The following is a 22,542-nucleotide window of genomic DNA, read 5'->3' on the forward strand; positions in this document are numbered from 1 at the left end:
ATAACACATTATGTTGTCGCAGTTTTTCATTAAAAGACCGATATTTGCAGCCGTATTGTCACTGCTGTTTTTTATCACAGGGGCGATTGCCGTTTGGCAGTTGCCTATTACCGAATATCCTGAAGTGGTGCCGCCGACTGTGGTCGTGACCGCTAACTACCCTGGTGCTAACCCTAAAGTGATTGCCGAAACCGTGGCCTCGCCGCTGGAGCAGGAAATCAACGGCGTCGAAGACATGTTGTACATGTCATCCCAGGCGACGTCCGATGGGCGCATGACCTTAACCATCACCTTTGCGATTGGTACGGATGTGGACAGGGCACAAACCCAAGTGCAGAGCCGTGTCGATCGCGCTATGCCACGTCTGCCGCAGGAAGTACAACGCCTAGGGATCGTGACTGAGAAGTCCTCACCCGACTTAACCATGGTGGTGCATTTGCAATCGCCGGATAACCGTTACGACATGTTGTATCTGTCTAACTATGCGGCGCTAAACGTCAAAGACGAGTTAGCGCGGATTAACGGTGTCGGCGCGGTACGCTTGTTTGGTGCCGGCGAATATAGCCTGCGTATTTGGCTCGACCCCAATAAAGTTTCGGCGCTGGGTTTATCGCCAGCGGACATTATTGCCGCCGTGCGTGAGCAAAATCAGCAAGCGGCGGCGGGCAGTTTAGGCGCACAGCCCAGTGGTAATGCCGACTTTCAACTTTTGATTAACGTGAAAGGCCGCTTAACTGAACTGTCTGAATTTGAAGATATCATCATCAAAGTTGGCCAGAATGCTGAGGTGATCCGCCTTAAGGATGTGGCTCGTGTCGAACTGGGCGCGACCAGTTATGCGCTGCGTTCTTTACTCGATAATAAAGATGCGGTGGCGATTCCTGTATTCCAAGCATCGGGTTCGAATGCGATTCAGATTTCCGATGATGTGCGCGCCAAAATGGCGGAGTTATCGAAATCCTTCCCAGAAGGGCTCGAGTACGAAATCGTATACGATCCAACCGTGTTCGTGCGTGGCTCGATTGAAGCAGTGGTAAAAACCTTGCTCGAGGCCGTATTGCTGGTGGTGTTAGTGGTGGTACTGTTCCTGCAAACCTGGCGCGCCTCGATTATTCCGCTGGTGGCCGTGCCTGTGTCTTTGGTCGGTACCTTTGCCTTTATGCATCTGCTCGGGTTCTCGTTAAACGCCCTGTCGCTATTTGGGCTGGTGCTCGCCATCGGCATTGTGGTGGATGATGCGATTGTGGTGGTGGAAAACGTCGAACGTAATATTGCCGCAGGGTTAAGCCCAGTTGCGGCAACACAAAAGGCGATGAAGGAAGTGACTGGCCCGATTGTGGCTACCACCTTAGTGCTGGCGGCGGTGTTTATTCCGACGGCCTTTATGAGCGGTTTAACTGGGCAGTTTTATAAACAGTTTGCCTTGACTATTACTATTTCGACCTTTATCTCGGCTATTAACTCACTGACTTTGAGTCCGGCGTTATCGGCGTTATTACTCAAAAGCCATGATGCGCCAAAGGATGGTTTAACTCGTCTAATGGACAAGTTGTTCGGTGCTTGGTTGTTCATGCCTTTTAACCGCTTATTTAGCCGTGCATCCGATGGTTATGGTTACTTAGTTCGTAAGGTGATCCGTTTTGGTGGCATTATTGGCCTAGTATATTTAGGCATGGTGGCGCTAACGGGTGTGCAATTTGCCAATACTCCAACGGGTTATGTACCCGGCCAAGATAAACAGTATTTAGTGGCCTTTGCTCAGTTGCCCGATGCGGCGTCCCTTGAACGCACCGATACCGTGATCAAAAAGATGTCTGAGATCGCGCTTAATCACCCGGGTGTGGCGCACTCGATTGCCTTCCCTGGCCTGAGTATCAACGGTTTTACTAACAGTCCTAACTCAGGCGTCGTGTTTGTCGCGCTTGATGATTTTGACTCGCGTACCAGTCCTGAACTGTCGGCAAATGCCATTGCAGGACAATTGAATCAGCAATTTGCCAGTATTCAAGACGCATTTATTGCCATCTTCCCGCCGCCACCTGTGCAAGGCCTCGGCACTATAGGAGGGTTCCGTCTGCAAATTCAAGACAGAGCCAACCTTGGTTATGAGGCCTTGTATCAGGTGACCCAACAAGTGATGTACAAGGCGTGGGCCAATCCTCAGTTAGCTGGCGTTTTTTCTAGCTATCAGGTGAACGTGCCACAACTTGAACTGGATATTGATCGAACCAAAGCGAAACAGCAGGCAGTGTCGCTCGATCAAATCTTCCAAACATTACAAACCTATATGGGCTCGACCTATGTCAACGATTTCAATCGTTTCGGTCGAACCTATCAGGTGAATATGCAGGCTGACGAGGCGTTCCGTCAAAGTCCGCAGCAGATAAGTCAGCTAAAGGTGCCGAATCTGAATGGTGATATGATCCCGCTAGGATCATTCATCAACGTCAGTCAAAGCTCTGGCCCAGACCGAGTGATGCACTATAACGGCTTTACGACCGCTGAAATCAACGGTGGTCCAGCACCCGGTGTGAGTACTGGCCAAGCTCAGGCGGCGATAGAGAAAATCCTCGCCGAGACACTGCCAAACGGTATGACCTACGAGTGGACCGAGCTGACTTATCAGCAAATCTTAGCGGGCAATACGGGTCTTTTGGTTTTCCCGCTGGTGATCATCTTAGTGTTTATGGTGTTAGCCGCCCAGTACGAGAGCTTAAGCTTGCCATTGGCGATTATCTTAATCATTCCAATGACCTTACTTTCAGCCCTCAGTGGAGTGTTAATTTACGGTGGTGACAACAATATCTTCACCCAAATTGGCCTGATAGTGCTGGTGGGGCTGGCAACTAAAAACGCTATCTTGATTGTCGAGTTTGCAAAGGAAAAACAAGATCACGGTATGGCACCTATGGAGGCGATATTAGAGGCCGCAAGATTACGTTTACGTCCTATCTTGATGACATCTATCGCCTTTATTATGGGCGTGGTGCCTATGGTGTTCTCCACTGGCGCGGGCGCTGAGATGCGCCAAGCCATGGGCGTGGCAGTGTTCGCCGGTATGATTGGGGTGACTGTGTTTGGCCTTATCCTAACGCCGCTGTTCTACTATGCCTTAGCAAAGCGGGGAGCTGGCAATATGGATAATAACGATATCGAGCCGTTGGCAAATCTTGCTACAGGTCAACAGCATGCAAACAGATAGAACTCAGATATAAAGCGATCCGGTTAAAGGCCTGTGAAAACAGGCCTTTCCTATGTGGTACTGCTGGAGAATATACTGTTACGGTTTTTAACTTAAAGCAGTAACGCCTTATCGATAGGATGAAATTGAGACGCTGCATCCCTTAAGGATTTAGCCGTCAGGGTAGGGACGCCATACACTTGGGTTTCAACGCCATATTTTTGATGGATTTTTTGCAGTAATAAATCGAAATCGCCATCACCAGACAATAAGATCACAGTATCTACTTCACTCGCCGCTTCCATAATATCGATAGTGATCCCCACATCCCAGTCGCCTTTGGCCGAGCCATCGCTACGCTGAATAAACGGTTTTAACTTCACCTCAAAACCTATGTGCTTTAACGCGTCCTGGAATTTTAACTGCCCATCGTCACCCTTGTGGATGGCATAAGCCACGGCCAAGACTATGTCCCCCTCGTAACCTAAGTGTTGCCATAATTTACGGTAATTAAATTGGCGACCATAGGCCTCGCGGCAGGTGTAATAGATGTTTTGTACATCCACAAATAAAGCGATTTTTTTCAAGGGATTCGTATATTGCGATCTGGGAAAAGACTTCCCGCACTATAACACAGCAAGTCGCCAATGGGCGCTAAATGGAAAGTACAGCTTTCGGTTGAGCGGGGACATTGCCTCACCTGAGTTGTACTCGCGGGATTGGATATTTGGCTAAATACTAGGGGATTTAAAATATTGCGCCGGAGTGGTGCCGGTATATTGCTTAAAAAAGCTGATAAAGGCACTGTCGCTGGAAAAGTGTAAATTAAAGCCCACCTGCGCCACCGATGCTCCCGCCGCTAATTGTTCAATGGCCGAGAGTAAACGCCATTGCTGGCGCCAAGCTTGATAAGCCATACCTGTCTGCGTACTAAAAATACGGCTAATTGTGCGCTCACTGGCACCGATTTCGATGGCCATATCTTTAAGGTTGCTAGGTATTGTTTGATGTTGTTGCAGTTGCGCAAGCCAATTTTTTAGACGTTTATCCTGTGGGAGCGGTAACGCCAAAATTTCTTCCGCGGCATTGCCCAATTCTTCTAATAGCAGCGCAAAAGCATGGTGTTGAGTGCTTCTTGGTTTGTCCCAAGGCCAAAATGACATAGTGTCGATTAACGCTTTGAGTAGCGGGTTCACCTGGAAAATAGTGACCTTATCGGGTAATGAGCTGACCGTCTCTGGCTCAAAGTAGAGTGAGCGATAGGCAACCACATTACGCATGGTGACGCTGTGCTCAACGCCTGCTGGCAACCAAGCCGCACGTGTCGGTGGTAACACCACTTGAGTCTCGGCTAGAGTAAATGTCATTACTCCTGCGGGGGCGTACAGTAGCTGCGCCTTCTCGTGGTGATGCACTCCCGAGTCGTGTTCCCCCATGTCTGCGGCAATACCAATGACCAGATTATCCAACAGATCTGGATTAAATTGATGTTCAGGTCGAATAAAGGCCATTTTGTCCTATTTTTGATGTTTATTGTCTAAGTGTTGCTAATTGTCTGGTGTGGATTCTATCTATACTGGGCCATCTTTGACAAGTATGGAGCAGTCTTTCGGTTAACCAGCTCATTTGGTTTACTGAAATTGAATCGAAATCATGAATATAAAACCACCATTAGGGCTCGCTGTGCTGCTAATGATGTTTCCGCAAATAATGGAAACCATCTATAGCCCAGCTTTGCCTAATATTGCAGAAAGCTTTGCCGTGTCGATTGCCGGCGCATCGCAAACCTTATCTGTGTACTTTATTGCCTTTGCCATCGGGGTATTTTGCTGGGGCCGTTTAGCCGACATTATTGGTCGCCGCAAAGCCATGCTCGCGGGATTAGTCTGTTATGCCATTGGTTCAGCCTTAGCCTTAATAGTGAGCGACTTTAGCCTATTGTTACTGGCCCGAGTATTGTTGGCGTTCGGTGCGGCAGTAGGTTCAGTGATTACCCAAACCATGATGCGTGACAGCTACAGTGGTGAAGAATTAGCTAAAGTCTTTTCTGTGGTGGGCATGTCACTTGGAATTAGCCCGGTTATCGGATTGCTATTGGGCAGTGTTCTCAGTGCCTATTGGGGATATCAAGGTGTGTTTGTCGCACTGATGGTTTCTGCCATAGTGCTGTTGTTTTTATCGGTAAAATTGTTACCCGAAACCAAACCCGCACACACCCAGAAAATCGCGATAGGTGAGTTGGCTATCAAGATGCTTACCGACAGCGGGATTATTAAAAACACTTTGTTGGTGGCGGCGTTTAACCTGATGTGGTTTAGCTACTTTTCACTGGCGCCATTTATGTTTGAGGCGCAAGGGTTATCGACGCTTGCCTTCGGTACGAGTGGCTTGCTATTGGGCTTTGGCGCATTCCTTGGCAGTTATATTAATAAAATATTGTTGGGTCGAGGCTACGCTAGCGCCCAGTTGGTTCGCTTCGCCAGTGCTATCGCACTTGTTGGTGGACTGGGTATTTGGCTATTCCAATCGACTGTTTTAGGGCTGAATAATGTTTACTTTTTAGCGCCTATGCTTTTGATTGTGATTGCTTACGGGATAGCGATTCCGAACATACTCAGCTCGGCTCTAGCAAACTACCGCGCCTATGCGGGTTCTGCTGGCGCACTCTTCGGACTGTTTTATTACATTCTGTTGGGACTAGGTTTAGGCGGCGCAGGAATCATTCACCATTTAGGTATGGTGGTCACATTCAGTGCACTGCTTTGTGTGGGATTAGGTGTAAATTTGGGCTTAGCCCATAAAGCAAAAAACGCTTAAATATAAATAGAAAAAGCCAAGGCACCGATTGCCTTGGCTGATTTATGCGATTCTCTAAAGTGATGATTAGCTATGAGCTTGCTTGTAGCTTACTGTGGGGCGAATATAAAACTATAGCGATTGAGTAATGTTAATAAATGCATTAATTAATATTAAAAGTTAACGATTAGATAGATTGCAATCAATTGAAATAACTTGATACATAGCGCTTAATTAAGTTAGTTGAGTAAAACATTAATCTAATATGTTAGTGGGGAGGTTAATGCTTGTTTGGGATTCGAATTGGGTAAGTTGACAATATTTTTAATGTCACTATAAATCTTATTTTAGCCATAATTTCGCCACAATTAATCATTATGATGAACATATTTAATAAGAACAGAGAAAAGCAGCATGTTAAAAAAACTGAGTGATTACAAAAAGACAACGCTTATTGCCATTTGCTTGATGAGTGTTTCAAATTCGAATGCAAGTCCCTTAAGTGTAAAACAAACCGTTAATGAATTTGAGCGCCAAGGCTGGAGTATTGGTGTGTCTGTTATAGAAAGCAGCTCAAATAACGTATATTCAATTAACGGTGATGAACGGTTTTCGACAAATAGCACTGTTAAGGCTTTAGCTTGTGCCATTGTGCTATCTGAAGTAGATAAAAATGCAGTATCGCTAGACGATGCAATGATGATTTATGAACAAGATGTTGTTAGCCATTCACCAGTAATGAAAGAATTTATAGGCAAAAAAGTGACATTAGCAGATGCCTGTAAAGCGACTATGACCTACAGTGATAATACCGCGGCTAATTTTGCGATAAAAGAATCTGGCGGTCCTGAAGGCATTACTTCATTTCTGCGTTCAATGGGAGATGATATAACCAGAGCCGATCGTTATGAACCAGATCTCAATACAAATCCAGAGGGAGACTTAAGAGATACATCGACGGCTAATGCAATGGCAGCCAACTTTAACAAATTACTTCTCGGTAATATTTTATCAACTCAATCCAAAGAACAGTTAAAAATTTGGATGATGGGGAATAAAGTTGCAGATAACATGCTGAGATTGGTACTTCCTACGGGATGGGAAATTGCTGACCGTACCGGTGCCAACAGCTATGGCGCTCGGGGAATTATTTCCATGGTTTGGTCTGAATCACAACAACCATTGATAATTAGTATTTACATTAAAAAAGAGAAAACCTCTATTGAGGAGCGTGAGAAAGTCATTTCCGAAATAGGACGGGTAATTTTCACTGAGTACACGAACGGGACTTTATTTTAACCATGCTACGGATCATACTCCTAAAAAGTAAATATATTAAGGTTTTGCTATGAAACTTAAAAAGCTAATGCTGTGGTCGCTCTCTCTTTTCATTTTTACAACAATAAAATCTTTTGCAAGTGAGTCGATTACGGTAGCAGAAAAGAGTGAATGGAAATCCACCTTTGATAAATTTAAAGCGAATGGAACAATCATCATTAAAGACGAACGTGGAGGGGCAAGTGCCACTTATATTTACAATAAAGCACGTTCAACGGTACGGTTTACGCCTGCATCGACATTTAAAATTCCTCACACTTTATTTGCTCTCGATGCAAACTTAGTTAAGGATGAATTTCAAACGTTTAAATGGAATGGTGAAAAATACTCTATCCCTAGTCACAATCAAGATCAGAATTTACGTTCAGCGATGCGCTATTCCGCTTTATGGGTTTATCGAGGATTTGCGAAGGAGTTAGATGAAAACAAGGCAAGGGATTATTTGGAGGAAATTAATTATGGGAATCAAGATCCCACTGTAAAAGTGGACGACTATTGGGTCAGAGGTGGTTTAGAAATATCTGCTCAAGAGCAGATAAACTTCCTTGAGAAGCCTTATAAGAACCAACTCCCATTTAAAGTTGAACATCAATTATTAACCAAAGATATTATGATAGTCGAAGCTGGCCGAGAATGGATTCTCAGGGCGAAAACAGGACTCGGTGGCCAAGTTGGTTGGTGGGTCGGTTGGGCTGAATGGCCAACAGGACCGGTCTTTTTTGCATTGAATATAGACACGCCGAATGGCATGGCGGATGTTTACAAGAGAGAAGCGATTGGCAGAGAGTTGTTACTATCTATCGATGCATTGCCCCATATTTAAGGGGGGCTCGTATTGTACAGTATAAAATTCACGCTTTTTAAATTGGGGCAATCCAATATTTGAGGTCAATATGTTAACTTCTGTCATCCGTATTTCATTTTTCGGCTTGTGTGGCTTACTTTTCACGGTGAATATCGCCGCGCATGCGGGAGAAGATGTTATCCGGCATCGTATTGCTAATTCAAATTTCCCTGTTGCTGCGGCGGTAGAAGTGCCAGCCTCTATGTCTATTGTATATTTATCTGGGAAACTACCGCCTATGCAAGATTTGACTCAAGATAAAAATAGTCCACTTGCATATGGTGGGGATACAAAAGGACAAACTATTGGGGTATTAAAAGCAATAGAGAAAAGTTTAAAAGACATTGGTCTGGGCTTAGGGGATGTGATTAAACTGCAGGTTTTTTTAGTTGGCGATCCTGCATTAAATAATGAAATGGATATGGATGGTTTTATGGCGGCTTATATCCAATTTTTTGGTACAAAAACACAACCCAATGTACCAGCTCGGTCGGTCTTGAAAATTGCAGGACTAGCAAATTCAGCATGGCGTGTTGAAATTGAAGCCACTGCCATTCGAAAATAGCATAGCGAACGAGGGTATTTATTAAGCTAAATAGAATTAGGGTACATAGGCTTTTTGCTTATGTGTTATATTGTTCTTTAATATCATGCCCTAAAACTCAAGAGACATATTTGTTGAGTTAGCCAGTCTTTAATATCTCACCATTTTTCAGTTACAGTTAATTTATAAAGAGCACTTCTATGAATAATAAGCATTGGTCAAAAGTTCAGTTGTTACACGAGGTTGTTACTAACCCGAATATTATAATCAAAGGTCAGCACAGCTATTATAGCGATTGTTGGGATATGGGGTTTGAGGGATCCGCGGTGAGATATCTTCATGGTGATGAAATCAGCCGCCAATGGGAGCCCAAATGGCCTATTGATAAACTCTATATTGGTGACTATGTGTGTATCGCCGCTGAAGTTGTGATTTTAATGGGAGGAAATCATACACATAGGGCGGATTGGTTTTGCTTATACCCTTTTATGGATTTTATTGAAGAGGCATATGTAGGAAAAGGTGACACCCATATTGGTGATGGCGCTTGGCTAGGGATGAGATGTATGGTGATGCCTGGAGTCACTATTGGTGAAGGAGCCGTAGTTGCAGCGAACAGTGTTGTCACTCAGGACGTCGAACCTTACAGTGTTGTCGCAGGTTCACCCGCTAAACGAGTCAAGTATCGCTTTCATCAAGACATTATTCCTGAGTTGCTGGCATTAAAAATTTATGATTGGCCAGTCGAAAAGTTTAACGCTTTGAAACGGCATTTGTGCTCTTCGAATTTTGAACAGCTCAAACAAGCCATTGTTATTTATGATCAAAAAGAAGCCGGTACAAATTAAGATGTTTGTCGGGCGTATAGTAATCACATTAAATATCTAAATCAGCTGTGCGCCTCACTGGTATTTCAATCCAAGGCGCATGACGCAGAAACGGTCATTCCTTATTTAAGTTAATACAACACTGGAAACCCATTTGGCCTTAAAATACAAAACGCCCGATGAGATTCATCAGGCGTTTTGGGCGGTAGGTAATAAGTGTCAATTTATTTAAGGAGTCGACACTTGTACCTGCTCCTGTCGAGATGAAGCGCTAGGCTTTAGGCGCGAGTTCCTGCTGCTTTGCCGACTCTTGTGCCGCTAACTCTTGAGCCTTAATGGCCGCTTCGAGTTTTGCTTCAACATAACCCGGTGAATGGGTCGCTACTGAGATTAAGCGGTACATAGCGGGGATCACAAATAGCGTCACGAAAGTCGCAAACGCCATGCCGAAGAACACCACTGTGCCCACTGCGATACGGCTTTCCGCCCCCGCGCCCGTCGAGAAAATTAACGGCACAGCGCCCACTAAGGTGGTGAAGGCTGTCATTAGGATTGGCCGCAAACGACGGGATGACGCATCGATAATAGCTTTATCGAGTTCAAGTCCACGGTCACGTAATTGGTTGGCAAATTCGACAATCAAGATCCCGTTTTTAGTTACCATGCCAATCAACATGATCATGCCTATTTGGCTGTAGATGTTGATCCCTTGGCTAGTGATAAGCAAACCGAGGAAGCCACCGAATACGCCCATAGGCACAGTGAACATCACCACCATAGGGTTGATAAAGCTCTCAAACTGAGCCGCTAACACTAAGTAAGCGACCAGCAGTGCTAAACCGAACACTATTAAAATGCTGCTCTGGTTTTCTTTAAAGTCCTTAGATTCACCGGTGTAACCAATCGAAATATCCTTAGGTAATAGCTCAATAGATTTATTATCCAGAAACTTAAGAGCTTCACCTAAGGTATAGCCCTCGCTGAGGTTCGCTTTAAGGGTGATCGATTTTTGCTTATTGGTATGGCTGAGTTTTTGCGCCGAGGCGACTTCTTCAATATGGGTCACAGTGTCTAGGGTGACTAACTCCCCCTTGGCTGAGCGCATGTAGATTTGGCTTAAATCGCCGACGTTGTTAAAGCTGTTTTCGTCACCGCGCAGATACACATCGTATTCTTCACCGCGATCGACATAGGTGGTTTCCTTACGCCCGCCGAGCATCACTTCTAAGGTTTCAGAGACTTCATTGACACTGATGCCAAGCTCCGCAGCTCGCTCTTTATCGACGCTGACGATAAGCTCTGGGGTAGTTTCGGCATAGTCTAAGTCAGCACCTTCCATGAGTGGGCTGGCGTTGGCTTCTTCTTTTAATATCTGCGCCCATTTAAACAGTTCGGCATAATCTGAGCCGCCAAGCACAAATTGAACGGGTTCGCTCGATTGCCCCCTAAAGCCTGGCATCATAGGGCGAACCATCACATCGGGGATATCTTTTAAGGCGTTGCTGATAATGCCAAGGGCCTGCTGCGCCGTGACATTTCTGTTTTCCCAATCCTCTAACTGCATGATCACAAAGCCAGTTTGATCGCCAGCACGGCCACCGAAGGCGGGGGCTTGCACGCTAAAAGAGCGCAGCACGCCTTTACCCAACAAAGGCATCAGCCTGTCTTCGACTATGTCCATATTGGCGGTCATGCGGTTGTAACTCGTACCTTCCGCGCCTTTAACAAAGGCGTAGAGCACGCCGCGATCCTCCTGTGGGGCAAGTTGGGCTGGTACTTGTTGCATTAACCATACACTGCCGCCCACACAGGCGAGGATAACTATCGGGGCAATCAATCGAAAACGTATCGCCTTAGTCACCGCGGTGCGATAAACCTTTTCCATCGCCGCAAAGCCAGCATCAACCCAACGGTTAAAGCGATTTGGTTTGACGTTGGCTTTGAGTAATTTACTACTGAGCACAGGGGTAAGCGTTAGGGCAACTAAGGATGAAAACAGTACCGACACCGCTAGCATCACGGAGAACTCGGTAAATAACAGGCCAACCATACCATCCATAAAGGAAATGGGCAGGAATACCATGACTAATACGGCGGTGGTGGCGACTACCGCAAAACCCACTTCCCGCGTGCCTTTATAGGCGGCGAGTAAGGGTTCTTCCCCTTTTTCGATATGGTGGAATATGTTCTCGACGACCACAATCGCATCGTCAACGACTAGGCCTATCGAGAGGATTAAGGCCATTAAAGTCAATAGGTTAATTGAGTAACCAAACATATTGGCGGCGATAAATGCCGAGATCAGAGACACAGGAACTGTGACTGCGGGAATTAACGTCGCCCGAGCTTGGCCAATAAAGATATAGAGCACTAATACGACGAGCGCCCCCGTGACATAGAGGGTGTTATACACCTCATCGATAGAACGATCGATAAACACGGTGGAATCGAAGTCGACCACAAGGCTAGTGCCTTCTGGCAGGAAGTTTTGAATGCGATCGACCTCTTTATGTACTTCCTGCGCGACTACTAAGGGGTTGGCATCGGATTGGGTGATCACCCCTAAACTTAAGTTAACAATGCCGTCACTCTTAAAGGTAGAGTTTTCGTTTTGTGCGCCAACAGCCACATCGGCCACATCTTTTAAATAGATGGGGGTGCCATCGCTGGCGGTGCGTACCACTAAGTAGTCAAAATCCTGTGGTGTGTAGTAAAGCCGTTTGGTTCGTACCGACATGACGGTCGTATCGTTGCGCACTTGGCCGCCGGGGGTTTCGACGTTTTCCTTACGCAATGCATTGGTGATATCCGTGACTGTGACGTTACGTCCCGCCATCTGCTCTGGCCTAAGCTTGACGTACATCACCTTATATAGGCCGCCTGAGATACTGATGGAACTCACGCCACTGATAAGACTAAATCTGTCCTCTAATACCCGCTGGGCATAATCTGTGAGTTGAGTTCGGTCCATCACGGTTGAGCTTAAATTGACATAGACCGAAGGCTCGCCCGAACCATTATCCTTAGAAACGACAGGATCGTCCGCATCTTCGGGTAAACGGCGTTGACCACGGGCGACGGCGTCGCGCACATCACTGACCCCTTCGGTTAAGTCCCAGCCGAGGAGAAATTTAACCGTGATGCGCGAGCTTCCGTTACGGGTGGTGGAGGTGATCTCATCGATACCACTGATCCCCGTGAGCTCATCTTCGAGGGTTTTAGTGATTTGGCTTTCCATAATCGCGGCCGAGGCACCGGAATAGCTCGTACTTACAGTCACCACAGGGCTCTCGACATCGGGCATTTCCCTGACCGAGAGTTTAGTAAAAGACACTAAACCAAAGACGCACAGCAATAAGCTTAGAACGATAGCAACGACGGGGCGTTTAACTGAAACATCCGATAACCACATTATTTGGTCTCCGTCGTTTTCGTATCAGTAGCATCGGCGGAGCTTGTGCCCGTTTGCTTAGTATCGAGGGACACTTCATTGATTTTTAAACCATCGCGCATATTCACTAATCCCTGCACGACGACTTTATCGCCAATCTTTAAACCACGATCGATAAGCACTTGATCACCCACGCGAGCGCCTAGGATCACTTCGGTACGCTGGGCGATATGATCTGGGCTGACCACATAGACATAGCGTTTAGTACCTGAATATTCGAGGGCCTGTACTGGCACAATCGGCGCAATAATCGGCGGGAAGGTGATAGTGGATGACATCATCATCCCCGGTTTTAAGCGGTTTTTAGGATTCTCAAACTGAACCCGGATCTTAAGGTTTAGGGTTTCTTCGTTTACACGGGGATCGATAGCGACCACTTTACCGGTAAAAAGCTCCCCCGGCCAAGCGCGGCTGCTGGCGGACACTGGCATGCCGATACTCAGTTGTGACAGATAATGCTCGGGTACTTGAAGGTCCAGCCTCATACTGGACAAATCATCCAAGGTCATTAGCTCTGTCCCCATGCTGACCATTTTACCTTCACTAAAATTGATTAACCCAGTCTTACCTGCAAAGGGGGCGATGAGTGAATGGTAATGCAATTCCGCCTGGGCAGAAGCTAAGCGCGCCTGAGCGATATCGACACTGGCTTTTTGGGCGTCAATTTCGGTTTGGGTGATAGCGTTACGGCTGATCAGTTTTTCAAACTCTTTTAGTTTACGTCTTTCATCGTTTAAAAAGGCATTGGCCTCGGCAACGGCGGCCTGGGCCTTCATATCATCGAGTTCAATAAGCAATTGACCTTTTTTAACCGCTTGGTTGGAGGTCACTGCGATTTGTTTGATTTTACCCGTGACCTGCGGGGCAATTACCACGGCGCGTTCGGCCGCGAGTTTGCCAATTAAGGAAATAGATTGCGTCAGTGGATGTTCGACCACAGTCCCTGTGACCACGGGAACGGTGCGCATCAGGTGCGGGGCATTTTCGGGTTTAGCCGCTTGAAGGACATCACTAAAGCTTACGGCTGTGGCAATCACCGCAATTAAGGCAATGGCAATAATGGTTTTTTTCATTGGAATGATTATCTCGCACAAAGGCTGTTAAGAGGTCGATAGCACTATGATGGCTATTCTAGTGAATAACGTACGCTTAGTGGGTAAAAGTTTGTAAAGTTGAGCTCACGAAAGTGAAAGAAATTGTGTTTTTTTGCTCAATTAATGCAATTATTTTATCGATGGGGGTATTTTTTGCAGTAGGATGTTTAGGATTAAATGCAATATATTGATGTCATTACTAAAGATGGATAGTCTTAACGCTGAAAACTTCCCCTTTTTACATAACATCATGGCCAGTGTTACCACACATGGCCAAGACGTTATCTGCTTGAGTGATCTGGTATTCACACTGATTTAAGCGTCACTTTAGTTGCTCTCTAGCCTATGGGATTAGCTTTGATTTACCTTGTTCCTAAGGCTTTTGTAATTAAGGCTGCGACTTTCAGTCGTACACTTCTGCGATTTTCTCACCTGTGCTTGGTTGTAACGGCATCAGCTCTTTAAGGTAACTTAACCACTGCTCGGGCTGGCCATAAAAGCGGTTGATATTGATGGCGATTATTGTGCCATTATCAGCCTCTATCGCCATCGAAGGAAAACCTTGGGCACCGATCTGGTTGAGTAGCGCCCGTGATTCGATTATGTGCTCATCGAGTTTGTCTTCAGCTTGCGCATATTGTGCTGCGAAGTCGTTGGAGCTAAATCCCTGCGCTGTGGCTAATCTTGTGAGATTGCCTTCATCACTGGCGCTGTGGCCATCGCGGTAGTGGGCGAGTTGTACTGAGTGTAGATAGGCCAAACTGTCACCACCCAAAGCATCGACTGCGAGCATGGCTTTAATGGGAGGCGCCGAGTCGAGTACAACTCGGGTATCGCGCAGCAGACCATTAAAGTAGTTTTCCCCAAAGGGTTGGCCGGTTAGTTCGCTAATACGCAGATCATGGGGCATCACATAGTCGCGCCAGTTAGCATCGATTTGTTTGCGTCTAGAGCCTGTGAGCATACCGCCGCCGTGGAGCTTAATGCTAAAGCCTGCTTTTGCGGCGGCATCGAGCAGTGGCGCCGCCGCATAACACCAACCGCATAAAGGGTCGATAATGGCATGCAGTATGGGCATTTGGGGAGTTGATGGGTTTATTGCTCTGTTAGCTGAATGAACTGAGGTATTGGACATAGTGACACCTTTTGGATTTAAGCGATTGTATCGACAATGGATTAGGCAAGCTCAAAGGGCTTACATCGGCCAGCTCATTTCGCCCATGATGACTTTGGCGCTGATCTCAAGCCCAGCATCGACTGGCATTTTTGGGTATAGCGCCAACATCTTCTGGATTAATTCGGCTGAATTTTTCGAGGCTTTTGCCGCGACTTCAAAGGCTTTTACATATTCACGGGTAAAACCGATGGCGCTAGTATCAAACTGTGTTTTGCCTAAGTAATGCCCAGGGATTACGGCAGTCGGACGCAGTTTTTCCATTGCATCTAAATGGGCTAACCATTCTTGACGCTCAGTGGCGGTTTGAGTGTCTGCCATCCAAACATGCGTGTTATCAAAGACTTCTACGCCACCCGTAATGGTTTTTGCCGAGGGCACCCACAGAAAAGTGTGTTTAGGGTGTTTATCATTAAAACCTTTAATAATCACTTGCTCACCGTCGATGGTAAAAGTGTCACTGTGAATCGCCTTAGGTAACACTAATTCCCTTGGCGCATTGTCCTTTAAAATCGGCCCCCAGTAGGTGAGCTTGCCTTCCATTGAGGCTTTAATCGCATCGACTGTAGTTTGAGTCGCGACGATTTGTGCATCGGGGAAATGCTTTTTAATCACGGCTAAGCCGAAATAAAAGTCGGGATCGCTATGACTGATATACACCTGAGTCAGTTTTTTACCGCTGGCCTTGATGGTGTCGACTAAGGTTTGGGCATCGTTATTTTGAAACTGCGCATCGACAAGCATTATCTCGTGCTCGCCGCTGATAAAGCTCGATGACACCGCAAAGATGCTGTTTTCACCGGGATTAAAATGGCTCACTTGTAATGGCGCAGCATTGACGGCACTTATCCCCGCAAGAAATAACGTGGCAGCTAGGCCGATGTTAGACGAAGATTTAAAGTTAGCTTTCAGTATGTTACGTATTGCATAGGTCGATGTGTTCATTTGGGGCTCACTTATATTCAAGATTTAAGTCGTTGATTTGCAGTTGTTGCAAAAGTGAGTAAAGTATAAGTTGCAAAAATCACTAGATAAATGCGTTAAAATGCCCGGGTTTGTTGCATAAATCGGTTTAATTGCGGCTTGCGCTTGAACCTATAAATGAGCATTTGAGTCAGTGTGCCCTTGAGTGACTAAAAGCGAGTGCTTGAAAGTGAGCGATTGAACGTGAGTGGAGATAAGTGATGGACAGACTCGAAGCGGCTAAGGTGTTTGTGGCGATTGTTGAGCGTGGCAGCATGATCAGCGCCGCCAATGCCTTAGATATGTCACGTTCTATGGTGACCCGTTACCTGAGTGAAATGGAAGACTGGTCTGGCGCTCGGCTATTGCATCGCTCGACACGTAGCCTCAGTTTAACGCCAGCGGGTGAGCAAGTGCTGGATTATTGCCACAGGTTGCTCGAACTGGCTAACGAAGTGCCGGCGGTCAGTCATGCTGGTGTGGCGATCCCGCGGGGATTGCTGCGTATTAGCTGCTCACAATTTATGGCACATCAGATTTTAGCGCCCGTGGTGCGGCAATATTTAGCCAGTTATCCGCAGGCGAGCGTGAATTTTCACGTGAGTAGCCAAACCGTCGATCTGGTCGCCGAGCGGATTGATCTGGCGATTCGCATCACCAATGAACTCGATCCTAATCTTATCGCGAGGCGCTTGGGGGAATGTGAATCTGTGGTGTGCGCCGCACCAAGCTATCTTGCCGCGCGCGCAGCCATTACTCACCCAGAGGATTTGACCCAGCATAACTGTTTAACCTATTCCTATTTTGGCGATGTGATGTGGCGCTTTTATCAAACCGATGTGGGGGCGAAACAGCTTCAATCGCTGAACTCCGAGTCTAAGTTAAACCAAGGCCAGTTAAACCAAGGTCAGTCAAACCAAGGCCAGGCGTTTAATGTGCCAGTGAATGGGAATTTTAGCGCCAATGATTCTATGGTAGTGCTGAGTGCCACGCTGGCGGGTGAGGGGATTGCCATGCAGCCCGTTTGGGCGGCGAAACCCTATTTAGATTCGGGTCAATTAGTGCCTTTATTAACTGAATTTAAGCCGCAGTCACTGGGCGTATATGGCGTGTATCAATCCCGCAAACATATGCAGCCCGCCTTAAGAGTAATGATGGATATGCTGGTGGCCTACTTTGCCAGTTTGAAATAGTGCCAGCTAGAAATAGCGATAAAATTCACACCCTAAATTGAATGGAATAAAAAGGAGCTTAACCCTTTCGAGCTAAACTCCTCAGATAGACGCTTGACTAGATTCTAGATTCTAGATTCTAGATTCTCGATCTATTTCGTCATGCGCTTGTATTTCAGGCGGTGTGGCTCAACCACATCGGCGCCATAGGTGTTCTTCAACCATGCCGAATATTCGGTGTAGTTACCTTCGTAGAAGTTCACTTGGCCTTCGTCGCGATAATCCAGAATGTGGGTCGCGATACGGTCTAAGAACCAACGGTCGTGCGAAATCACCATAGCGCAACCTGGGAATTCGAGGATCGCTTCTTCCAGTGCGCGCAGGGTTTCAACGTCTAAGTCGTTGGTCGGTTCGTCGAGTAATAACACGTTACCGCCCGCTTGCAGCAGTTTGGCTAAATGCACTCGGTTACGCTCACCGCCCGATAGGGTGCCGATAACTTTTTGCTGATCCGCACCACGGAAGTTAAAGCGGCCCACATAGGCGCGGCTTGGGATTTCCATATTGTTGATGCGCATGATGTCTTGGCCACCGGAAATTTCTTGCCAGATGGTGTTTTTATCATTCATCGAATCGCGGAACTGCTCAACCGATGCCAGTTGTACGGTTTCACCTAATTCAATGGTGCCGCTGTCTGGCGTTTCTGCGCCGGATAACATGCGGAATAGGGTCGATTTACCCGCGCCGTTGGCACCGATAATGCCGACGATAGCGCCCTTAGGCACAGAGAACGACAGGTTGTCGATGAGTACGCGGTCACCGTAGGATTTGGTCAGGTTATTCACTTCAATAACCTTGTCGCCTAAACGTGGTCCTGGTGGAATAAACAGCTCGTTGGTTTCGTTACGTTTTTGGTAATCGTTAGTGTTCAGTTCTTCAAAGCGCGCCATACGAGCCTTGCCCTTAGACTGGCGGCCTTTGGCGCCTTGACGTACCCATTCCAATTCCTTGGCAATGGTTTTTTGGCGGGCACTTTCGGCGGCAGATTCTTGCTTTAAGCGCGCATCTTTTTGCTCAAGCCATGAAGAATAGTTACCTTCCCATGGGATACCCTCACCACGGTCAAGCTCTAAAATCCAGCCAGCAGCATTGTCGAGGAAGTAACGGTCGTGGGTAATCGCGACCACAGTACCGGCATATTCCTGTAGGAAGTGCTCAAGCCAAGCCACGGATTCCGCATCCAAGTGGTTGGTGGGTTCATCGAGCAGTAGCATTTCGGGCTTTTCAAGCAGCAAGCGACAAATCGCCACGCGGCGACGCTCACCACCCGATAACACTTCGATTTTCTCATCCCAATCCGGCAGACGCAGGGCGTTGGCGGCGCGCTCAAGGATATGATCTAAGTTATGGGCATCTTGGGCTTGGATTATGGCTTCGAGTTCACCTTGCTCTTTGGCAAGGGCATCGAAATCGGCATCCGGCTCGGCGTAGGCAGCATAAACTTCGTCTAAGCGTGTTAAAGCATTTTTTGCCTCAGAGACCGCTTCTTCAATCGCTTCACGCACGGTTTGGGTCGGATCGAGCTTAGGCTCCTGTGGCAGGTAACCAATCTTCAGTCCCGGCATTGGGCGAGCTTCACCCTCAATCTCAGTATCGATACCCGCCATAATGCGCAGTAGGGTGGATTTACCTGAACCGTTGAGGCCTAGCACGCCAATTTTGGCGCCGGGGAAAAAGCTTAAAGAAATGTCTTTAAGGATCTGCTTCTTAGGCGGAACAACCTTACCCACCCGCAGCATGCTATAAACAAACTGAGCCATTTTTCTCTATCTTAAGTGACTAATGATGCGGCTAATTCTACTCGATTACGCGCCGAACTCAACTCGGCAATGAGCCAAGTTCAAGTACAACCTCTAGGAATTTCATGTCTCAAATACTGGGATTGTGGTCGCGTTCCGAGTAGAATACCGCGCAACCCTACCTATAAGAATTGGCAGCTGGAGTAAGCAATGCTGAAAAAAGATATGAATATCGCAGATTATGATCCGGAACTGTTCAACGCAATTCAGAACGAAACTCTGCGTCAAGAAGAGCATATTGAGCTGATTGCTTCTGAAAACTACACCAGTCCACGCGTGATGGAAGCGCAAGGTTCACAGTTAACCAATAAGTACGCCGAAGGCTATCCAGGCAAGCGTTACTACGGTGGTTGTGAGTATGTGGACGTAGTTGAAACCTTAGCGATTGAGCGTGCAAAACAACTGTTTGGTGCGACTTACGCAAACGTACAACCTCACTCAGGTTCACAGGCAAACAGCGCCGTTTACATGGCATTGTTAAAACCAGGCGATACCGTTTTAGGTATGAACCTCGCTCATGGTGGTCACTTGACCCATGGTTCACCTGTAAACTTCTCCGGTAGACTGTACAACATTATTCCTTACGGCATCGATGAATCAGGCAAAATCGACTACGACGAAATGGAACGTCTGGCCGTAGAACACAAGCCTAAGATGATGATCGGTGGTTTCTCTGCTTATTCAGGTATCGTTGATTGGGCAAGAATGCGTGAAATTGCAGACAAAATCGGTGCTTACCTGTTTGTCGACATGGCGCACGTGGCCGGTCTTATCGCCGCTGGCGTGTATCCAAACCCAGTACCACACGCTCACGTTGTGACCTCAACCACTCACAAGACCTTAGCCGGCCCCCGTGGCGGTATCATTCTGTCTGCTGCCGATGATGAAGAGTTATACAAAAAGCTCAACTCTGCGGTATTCCCAGGCGGTCAAGGTGGTCCATTGATGCATGTTATCGCTGGTAAAGCGGTAGCCTTCAAAGAAGCCCTAGAGCCAGAATTTAAAGTGTACCAACAGCAAGTGGTTAATAACGCTAAAGCTATGGTTGAAGTCTTCCTTGAACGCGGTTACAAAATCGTCTCTGGCGGAACCAGCAACCACTTAATGCTGGTGGACTTAATCGGTCGCGATTTAACCGGTAAAGAAGCCGATGCCGCCTTAGGTAGCGCTAACATTACCGTGAACAAAAACTCAGTGCCAAATGACCCACGTTCACCCTTTGTGACTTCGGGTGTTCGTATCGGTACGCCAGCGATCACTCGCCGTGGCTTTAAAGAAGCTGAAGCGAAGGAGTTAACTGGCTGGATCTGTGACATCCTTGACGATGCCCACAATCCAGCGGTAATTGAGCGAGTGAAGGGCCAAGTATTGGCGCTGTGCGCACGTTTCCCTGTTTACGGTTAATCTGTAAATAGCTTCCTTTTTGTGGTGCTGAGCCTAACAAGCATCAGGTGGTTAACCTCAGCCCATAAATAGGATAAAATCCCATGGCCGCATTAAGCGGCCATTTTTATTGCTAAAATCTTAGACTTAAACCAAACAGGTTAACCTTAGATAACATCGTAAAGCCAACGGCTTTACGCCATTCACTGGCAGGAGGCTCAATGCATTGTCCATTTTGCAGCGCGACAGATACTAAAGTGATCGATTCTCGATTAGTGGCGGAAGGCCATCAAGTGCGCCGTCGCCGAGAATGCACCGAATGCCATGAAAGATTTACCACCTTCGAAGGCGCCGAGTTAGTGATGCCACGGGTGATTAAGCGCGATGGTTCACGCCAACCCTTCGATGAAGAAAAACTCCAAAGTGGCATGTTGCGCGCCGTTGAGAAACGCCCCGTGTCTATGGATGAAATTGAACAGGCGCTCAGCAAAATCAAATCCACTCTGCGTGCTACGGGCGAACGGGAAGTGCCATCGGAGATGATTGGTAATTTGATGATGGAACAGTTAATGAACCTCGATAAGGTTGCCTATATTCGTTTCGCCTCTGTGTATCGCGCCTTTGAAGATGTGTCTGAATTTGGTGAGGCGATTGCGAAATTACAAAAATAATCACCTTGTATAGGGCAATTGAAGTGAGAGGCGACATGCCTTGCATCCTCCCTCAAGGCTAAAACCTTTAACAACAGGGTTGAACATGAGCTTGAACATAAGTTGGTCCGTACTCGACATTAAAATGATGAGCCGTGCTATCCAATTGGCGCGAAAAGGTTTTTATACCACTAGACCCAACCCTAGCGTCGGCTGCGTTATCGTTAACGATAATCAAATTGTCGGTGAAGGTTATCATCAAAAAGCCGGAGAGCCCCACGCCGAAGTGCATGCGCTGCGCATGGCAGGCGATTCTGCCCGCGGCGCGACTGCCTATGTTACCTTAGAACCCTGCAGCCATTATGGCCGTACGCCGCCCTGCGCCTTAGCGCTGATCAATATTGGTGTTAAACGTGTGGTGGTAGCGGTTGAAGATCCCAATCCGCAGGTAGGCGGGCGTGGTATTCAAATGCTGCGCGATGCGGGCATTGAAGTGGATGTTGGCTTGCACCGCGACGAAGCTTACGCTTTAAATCTAGGTTTTATGCAGCGTATGGAGTCGGGCCGGCCTTGGGTGACGGTAAAGCTTGCCGCGAGTCTCGATGGTAAAACCGCACTATCAAACGGCGCGTCTAAGTGGATAACTGGCCCTGAAGCTCGCCGCGATGTGCAGCGCTTACGATTACGTTCCTGCGCGCTGGTCACTGGTATTGAAACAGTACTGGCAGACGACCCTTCACTGAATGTGCGATATTCAGAGCTTGGCAGTTTAACTGCGCAATTGAGTGAAGCGCAGGTCTTACAACCACTGCGGGTGATTTTAGATAGTCGTTGCCGCATGCCTATTAGGGCTGCACTATTTGCGATTGAATCCCCTATTTTATTAGTCTCGACAGAGCCTTATTCGCCAGACTTTATGGCGCAGTTACCTCTCCATGTGACTTGTCTCCAATTACCGGCCATCGAAGGTCGAATCTCCTTGCCCGCACTATTAAGCTATTTAGGCAAAAGCTGTAATCAGGTGCTTATCGAAGCGGGAGCAACCTTAGCGGGTGCCTTTATCGGCGCGGGATTGGCTAATGAGTTGGTGCTTTATCAGGCGATGAAAATCCTTGGCGCTCAGGGGCGTAATTTACTTGAGCTACCCGATTATCAGGTGATGGCCGATATCCCTGCACTGAGACTCGCCGATGAGCGCAAAGTGGGTGCGGATACCCGTTTAACATTAAGGCTTAAGCCGAAACTATCTTTATCGAATAAGTGAGT

Annotated in this window: 16 protein-coding genes and 1 pseudogene; 10 read left to right on the plus strand and 7 right to left on the minus strand. The window is 47.1% G+C overall.

The annotated features are described in order from the left end of the window. Nucleotides 1–10 precede the first annotated feature (10 nt). On the plus strand, nt 11–3,202 hold the full coding sequence (locus MJO46_RS17550) for an efflux RND transporter permease subunit (RefSeq protein WP_301542031.1): 3,192 nt from the start codon (nt 11–13) through the stop codon (nt 3,200–3,202). Between the two features lie 92 nt (nt 3,203–3,294). Here the strand turns inward: MJO46_RS17550 and MJO46_RS17555 are convergent, their stop codons facing one another. Further along, complete coding sequence (locus MJO46_RS17555; RefSeq protein ID WP_253990434.1) at nt 3,295–3,768, minus strand: NYN domain-containing protein; 474 nt, start codon at nt 3,766–3,768, stop codon at nt 3,295–3,297. 144 nt (nt 3,769–3,912) lie between these two features. After that, nucleotides 3,913–4,692, minus strand: a complete 780-nt coding sequence (locus MJO46_RS17560) for a helix-turn-helix domain-containing protein (RefSeq protein WP_253990435.1) — start codon at nt 4,690–4,692, stop codon at nt 3,913–3,915. Between the two features lie 142 nt (nt 4,693–4,834). On the opposite strand from MJO46_RS17560, the gene MJO46_RS17565 reads away from it, so the two are divergent. The 5 genes and pseudogenes from MJO46_RS17565 to MJO46_RS17585 all read left to right on the plus strand — a co-directional run bounded on the left by MJO46_RS17565 (nt 4,835) and on the right by MJO46_RS17585 (nt 9,551). Next, a complete protein-coding gene (locus tag MJO46_RS17565) occupies nt 4,835–5,998 on the plus strand; it encodes a multidrug effflux MFS transporter (protein WP_253990436.1) in 1,164 nt (387 codons plus the stop codon). A gap of 393 nt (nt 5,999–6,391) precedes the next feature. Further along, entirely contained in the window at nt 6,392–7,276 is an 885-nt protein-coding gene (gene bla, locus MJO46_RS17570; protein ID WP_253990437.1) for a class A beta-lactamase, read from the plus strand. 139 nt (nt 7,277–7,415) lie between these two features. Then, nucleotides 7,416–8,138 (plus strand): annotated as a pseudogene (gene blaOXA / locus MJO46_RS17575) (class D beta-lactamase); the annotation flags it as partial. Between the two features lie 70 nt (nt 8,139–8,208). After that, entirely contained in the window at nt 8,209–8,724 is a 516-nt protein-coding gene (locus MJO46_RS17580) for a RidA family protein (protein WP_253990438.1), read from the plus strand. Nucleotides 8,725–8,903: 179 nt separating this feature from the next. After that, the gene (locus MJO46_RS17585) at nt 8,904–9,551 is read left to right on the plus strand and encodes a CatB-related O-acetyltransferase (protein WP_253990439.1); all 648 of its coding nucleotides are present in this window, start codon (nt 8,904–8,906) and stop codon (nt 9,549–9,551) included. Between the two features lie 250 nt (nt 9,552–9,801). Here the strand turns inward: MJO46_RS17585 and MJO46_RS17590 are convergent, their stop codons facing one another. The 4 genes from MJO46_RS17590 to MJO46_RS17605 all read right to left on the minus strand — a co-directional run bounded on the left by MJO46_RS17590 (nt 9,802) and on the right by MJO46_RS17605 (nt 16,194). Continuing rightward, entirely contained in the window at nt 9,802–12,942 is a 3,141-nt protein-coding gene (locus MJO46_RS17590) for a multidrug efflux RND transporter permease subunit (protein WP_253990440.1), read from the minus strand. Further along, nucleotides 12,942–14,054: an efflux RND transporter periplasmic adaptor subunit gene (locus tag MJO46_RS17595; RefSeq protein ID WP_253990441.1), complete on the minus strand. Its 1,113-nt coding sequence runs from the start codon at nt 14,052–14,054 to the stop codon at nt 12,942–12,944. The genes MJO46_RS17590 and MJO46_RS17595 overlap by 1 nt, the downstream gene beginning before the upstream one ends. A 424-nt stretch (nt 14,055–14,478) precedes the next feature. Then, nucleotides 14,479–15,153, minus strand: coding sequence for a DsbA family protein (locus MJO46_RS17600; protein ID WP_253990484.1), 675 nt, complete (start codon nt 15,151–15,153; stop codon nt 14,479–14,481). Between the two features lie 117 nt (nt 15,154–15,270). Further along, nucleotides 15,271–16,194, minus strand: coding sequence for an MBL fold metallo-hydrolase (locus MJO46_RS17605; RefSeq protein WP_253990442.1), 924 nt, complete (start codon nt 16,192–16,194; stop codon nt 15,271–15,273). A gap of 239 nt (nt 16,195–16,433) precedes the next feature. Between MJO46_RS17605 and MJO46_RS17610 the strand changes: the two genes are divergently transcribed. After that, nucleotides 16,434–17,405: a LysR family transcriptional regulator gene (locus MJO46_RS17610; RefSeq protein ID WP_253990443.1), complete on the plus strand. Its 972-nt coding sequence runs from the start codon at nt 16,434–16,436 to the stop codon at nt 17,403–17,405. Between the two features lie 131 nt (nt 17,406–17,536). Here the strand turns inward: MJO46_RS17610 and ettA are convergent, their stop codons facing one another. Beyond that, the gene (gene ettA, locus MJO46_RS17615; RefSeq protein ID WP_253990444.1) at nt 17,537–19,204 is read right to left on the minus strand and encodes an energy-dependent translational throttle protein EttA; all 1,668 of its coding nucleotides are present in this window, start codon (nt 19,202–19,204) and stop codon (nt 17,537–17,539) included. A 189-nt stretch (nt 19,205–19,393) separates the two neighbouring features. On the opposite strand from ettA, the gene glyA reads away from it, so the two are divergent. The 3 genes from glyA (at nt 19,394) to ribD (ending at nt 22,540) form a co-directional block, all read left to right on the plus strand. Further along, nucleotides 19,394–20,647 (plus strand): serine hydroxymethyltransferase, encoded by a 1,254-nt coding sequence (gene glyA, locus MJO46_RS17620; protein ID WP_253990445.1) that lies wholly within the window; start codon nt 19,394–19,396, stop codon nt 20,645–20,647. A 200-nt stretch (nt 20,648–20,847) separates the two neighbouring features. Then, complete coding sequence (nrdR, locus tag MJO46_RS17625; RefSeq protein ID WP_253990446.1) at nt 20,848–21,297, plus strand: transcriptional regulator NrdR; 450 nt, start codon at nt 20,848–20,850, stop codon at nt 21,295–21,297. An 85-nt stretch (nt 21,298–21,382) separates the two neighbouring features. Next, nucleotides 21,383–22,540 (plus strand): bifunctional diaminohydroxyphosphoribosylaminopyrimidine deaminase/5-amino-6-(5-phosphoribosylamino)uracil reductase RibD, encoded by a 1,158-nt coding sequence (gene ribD / locus MJO46_RS17630; RefSeq protein ID WP_253990447.1) that lies wholly within the window; start codon nt 21,383–21,385, stop codon nt 22,538–22,540. The last annotated feature ends 2 nt before the right edge of the window (nt 22,541–22,542 follow it).

Source organism: Shewanella sp. KJ2020, assembly GCF_024197625.1.
Classification (GTDB): Bacteria; Pseudomonadota; Gammaproteobacteria; order Enterobacterales; family Shewanellaceae; genus Shewanella.

What these genes read in the sequence shown, in the direction of transcription:
- MJO46_RS17565 (WP_253990436.1), top strand. Translation starts at nt 4,835, where the DNA reads ATGAATATAAAACCACCATTAGGGCTCGCTGTGCTGCTAATGATGTTT.
- MJO46_RS17580 (WP_253990438.1), top strand. Translation starts at nt 8,209, where the DNA reads ATGTTAACTTCTGTCATCCGTATTTCATTTTTCGGCTTGTGTGGCTTA.
- nrdR (WP_253990446.1), top strand. Translation starts at nt 20,848, where the DNA reads ATGCATTGTCCATTTTGCAGCGCGACAGATACTAAAGTGATCGATTCT.
- MJO46_RS17600 (WP_253990484.1), bottom strand. Translation starts at nt 15,153, where the DNA reads ATGCCCATACTGCATGCCATTATCGACCCTTTATGCGGTTGGTGTTAT.
- MJO46_RS17610 (WP_253990443.1), top strand. Translation starts at nt 16,434, where the DNA reads ATGGACAGACTCGAAGCGGCTAAGGTGTTTGTGGCGATTGTTGAGCGT.
- MJO46_RS17560 (WP_253990435.1), bottom strand. Translation starts at nt 4,692, where the DNA reads ATGGCCTTTATTCGACCTGAACATCAATTTAATCCAGATCTGTTGGAT.
- MJO46_RS17585 (WP_253990439.1), top strand. Translation starts at nt 8,904, where the DNA reads ATGAATAATAAGCATTGGTCAAAAGTTCAGTTGTTACACGAGGTTGTT.
- glyA (WP_253990445.1), top strand. Translation starts at nt 19,394, where the DNA reads ATGCTGAAAAAAGATATGAATATCGCAGATTATGATCCGGAACTGTTC.
- ribD (WP_253990447.1), top strand. Translation starts at nt 21,383, where the DNA reads ATGAGCTTGAACATAAGTTGGTCCGTACTCGACATTAAAATGATGAGC.
- MJO46_RS17550 (WP_301542031.1), top strand. Translation starts at nt 11, where the DNA reads ATGTTGTCGCAGTTTTTCATTAAAAGACCGATATTTGCAGCCGTATTG.
- MJO46_RS17605 (WP_253990442.1), bottom strand. Translation starts at nt 16,194, where the DNA reads ATGAACACATCGACCTATGCAATACGTAACATACTGAAAGCTAACTTT.
- ettA (WP_253990444.1), bottom strand. Translation starts at nt 19,204, where the DNA reads ATGGCTCAGTTTGTTTATAGCATGCTGCGGGTGGGTAAGGTTGTTCCG.
- MJO46_RS17590 (WP_253990440.1), bottom strand. Translation starts at nt 12,942, where the DNA reads ATGTGGTTATCGGATGTTTCAGTTAAACGCCCCGTCGTTGCTATCGTT.
- MJO46_RS17595 (WP_253990441.1), bottom strand. Translation starts at nt 14,054, where the DNA reads ATGAAAAAAACCATTATTGCCATTGCCTTAATTGCGGTGATTGCCACA.
- bla (WP_253990437.1), top strand. Translation starts at nt 6,392, where the DNA reads ATGTTAAAAAAACTGAGTGATTACAAAAAGACAACGCTTATTGCCATT.